Here is a 3,019-nt window from a genome sequence, read left to right on the forward strand (position 1 = left end):
GGGTTCCGCCCCCGGGAGCTTCGCGCGGACCCTGGCCCAGAGCGCGGCCGGCCCGCCGCCCCGGCCCGCGGCCGTCTCGACCGGCGGCCTGCCGGCGCCGGTCAGCACGTACTGGAGGGCGAAGCCGGCGGCGACCACGGCCGCGCCGCCCACCGCGTCCAGCAGGTAGTGGTTGGCGGTGCCGACGATCACCGCGGTGGTCAGCACCGGGTACAGCAGACCCAGCACCTTCATCCACACCTTGGGCGCCACCAGGGCGATCACCACGCCGCACCACAGCGACCAGCCGACGTGCAGCGAGGGCATCGCCGCGTACTGGTTGGACAGCTTGGTCAGCGCGCCGAAGTCCGGGTCGTTGAGGTCCTGCGGGCCGTGCGCGGTGTCGATGTAGCCCATGTCCATCAGCCGCGGCGGCGCCAGCGGGTAGAGCCAGAAGCCGAACAGGGCGATCAGCGTCGCGAAGGCCAGCGGGGTGCGCGCCCAGCGGTAGGTGGCCGGGCGGCAGGCGTACAGCCAGCCCAGCAGCGCCATCGGCACCAGGAAGTGGAAGGTCGAGTAGTAGTAGTTCATGCTCGCTTCGAGCCACGGGGTGTCGGCCACGAAGTGGTTGAACCAGTACTCGACGTCGATGTGCAGCCAGCCCTCGATGTCGAGGATCTGCCGGCCGTGCCCCTCGGCGAGGCTCCGCTCGTCCGGCGCGTGGGCGCGGATGAACGAGTAGCCCCAGTAGCCGACGCGGATCAGCATCAGTTCCAGGAGCAGGTTCGGCCGGGACAGCGGGCGCCGCCAGAACTTCAGCATCGGCACCCAGGAGCGCCCCGTCGCGACGGGGTCGGCGGTCAGCGCCGGCAGCGGCTTGTCCCACTCCGGCGCGGTGCGCGCGAGGAAGGGCACCACACAGGCGGCGGCGAGCGCGGCGAGGAGCTGCGCGTTGTCGCCGACGAAGTCGAGACCCTTCATCTTCGGCATCAGCGCGGTCCGGTTGAGCGTCATCACCAGCACCACGAGCACCGGCCACACCAGCCGGTCCGACTGCCTCCGGCCCACCCGGCCGACGACGGCCAGCAGTATCCACAGCAGTTGGTGCTGCCAGGAGGTGGGCGAGACGGCCAGTGCCACACAGCCGGTGACGGCGGCGGCGAGCAGCAGTTGCCCGTCCTGCGCGTACCGCACGGCGCGCCGCAGCCCCACCCAGACCACCGCGGCGGCCAGCAGGGCGAGCAGCGTCAGCTCGACCGGGCCGCGCAGCCCGGCGCGCAGCAGCATGCCGTGCAGCGACTGGTTGGAGAGGCTGTCGGCACTGTCGCCGAGCCCCGCACCACCGACGTGGTGCACCCAGTACGTCCACGAGTCGTGCGGCATCGCGGCCCAGGCGAGCGCGGAGCAGGCGGCGAAGGTGGCGCCGGTGAGCGCGGCCACCCGGCGGCGCCCGGTGCACCACAGCAGCACGGCGAAGAGCAGCAGCGCCGGCTGGAGGGCCGCGGCGACGCCGATGAGCAGGGCGGACTGCCGGGCGGAGGTCTTCGGCAGCAGGGTCAGCAGCACCAGCAGGACGGGGATGATGCTGGTCTGGCCGAGGTTGAAGGCGTTGCGTACGGGCAGCGAGAGGACGATCAGGCTGATGGCGACGGGGGCGGCGAGCAGCGCGGTGCGCCGGGAGACGGGGGCCGGCAGCGAACGGGCGGCGACCAGACCGAGCACGGCGACCAGCAGCAGCGTCCCGAAGGTCCAGGCGACGCCGAGGCTCTGCTCGGCCGCGCGGGTCAGCGGCTTGAGGACGAGGCCGGCGAAGGGGGTGCCGGTGAAGGCGTCGGTGTCGTACAGCGAGCCCCGCACGTGGAGCACGCCCCGCTCGCCGATCCAGGTCTCCAGATCGGTCAGGCGCTGGTCGGGTGGGAGTCTGAGGACCGCCGCGGCCTGGCGAGCGGCCAGCAGACCGGCCAGCACCCACAGTGCGGCCAGCGCCATGCCGATCCGTGACCGGGCGGCCGGCTCCGCCCGCGCGCCCGAGGATCTGCCCCGTCCACTCCGCTCACCGTCTGCCACGCCCTGCTGCTCCCCCACTCGCCGTGTCACTCGCATCCAATGTTTGAGACCTTACTGAGCCCGTAAGGGAGACGCGGAACACCACCGCGTCACCTGACTGCCTCCGCGAATTGCCCGGAAGCAGCCCGACGGGTAACCGCCCATATGCGTGTACGTCGCCAGGGGTAATTTCACCACTTTCCCGTGGGCCGGCTCGCCACTGGGTGCCGCCGCGGGTGCCCGTGGCCGGGGCGGCACACGGCGACATCACCCCACGCCCAGCGGCTGCCGCGCCCCGGCACGGACCACGCCCGATGCAGTACGGAACGGTGTCGGGCCCGCGGTGCGCCAGACCTTCCACCGGGTGCGACACACCACACCGCGGCACCGGTGAGTCGTTCGTCACGCCGCCCGACCGGAACGCCCACACACCCGTAGGGCAGCCCGCCCGCCGCACGGCCGAAGACCGTGGGGGCGCGGGGCCACGGGCGGCCGTACCGTCCACCACCGCCGTCCTGCCCCACTCCGCGGCTGTCCGCTGACCCACCCGACACGCGGCGCCTCCGGGCCGCTGCGGGGTGACACCGCCGTGCACCGTGTTGACGCCGGCCGGAGCCGGACCGTGGGTACGCCGCGGGGCGGCGGGGAGGGCGGGGGCACGGGGCGAAGCCGTGTGGGGCGAGGTGGCGCGGGACGCGGGGGTACGGGGCGCGGACGTACGGGGCGGCACGGTGCGGGACGCGGGGGTGCGGGACTCGGGGGTGCGGGGCGAAGTCGCGCGGGCCGAGGTGCTGCACGGTGAGGCCGCGCACAGCGGCGCGGTACGGAGCACGGACACCCCGGGCACGGACCCCCGGGGCAGGGCCGCTGCGGGCGGCAGAGCCCCGGCAGCCGGTGCCGGGCGGGTCGGGTGGATCGGCTGGGCCGGTGGCGAGTAGCCCCGTACAGCCGAGCAGGGCGAGCGGGAAGGCGACGCGGCCGTACGGACGGTGGG

The 3,019-nt window shown here is 74.0% G+C and carries 1 protein-coding gene; it reads right to left on the bottom strand.

The window, feature by feature from the left end:
• The coding region (locus tag AAHZ94_RS31835; RefSeq protein ID WP_349997186.1) for a bifunctional glycosyltransferase 87/phosphatase PAP2 family protein at nt 1-1,968 on the bottom strand (1,968 nt) is incomplete at its 3' end.
• Nucleotides 1,969-3,019 lie beyond the last annotated feature (1,051 nt).

The organism is Streptomyces sp. HSW2009, from assembly GCF_040240285.1.
Classification (GTDB): domain Bacteria; phylum Actinomycetota; class Actinomycetes; order Streptomycetales; family Streptomycetaceae; genus Streptomyces.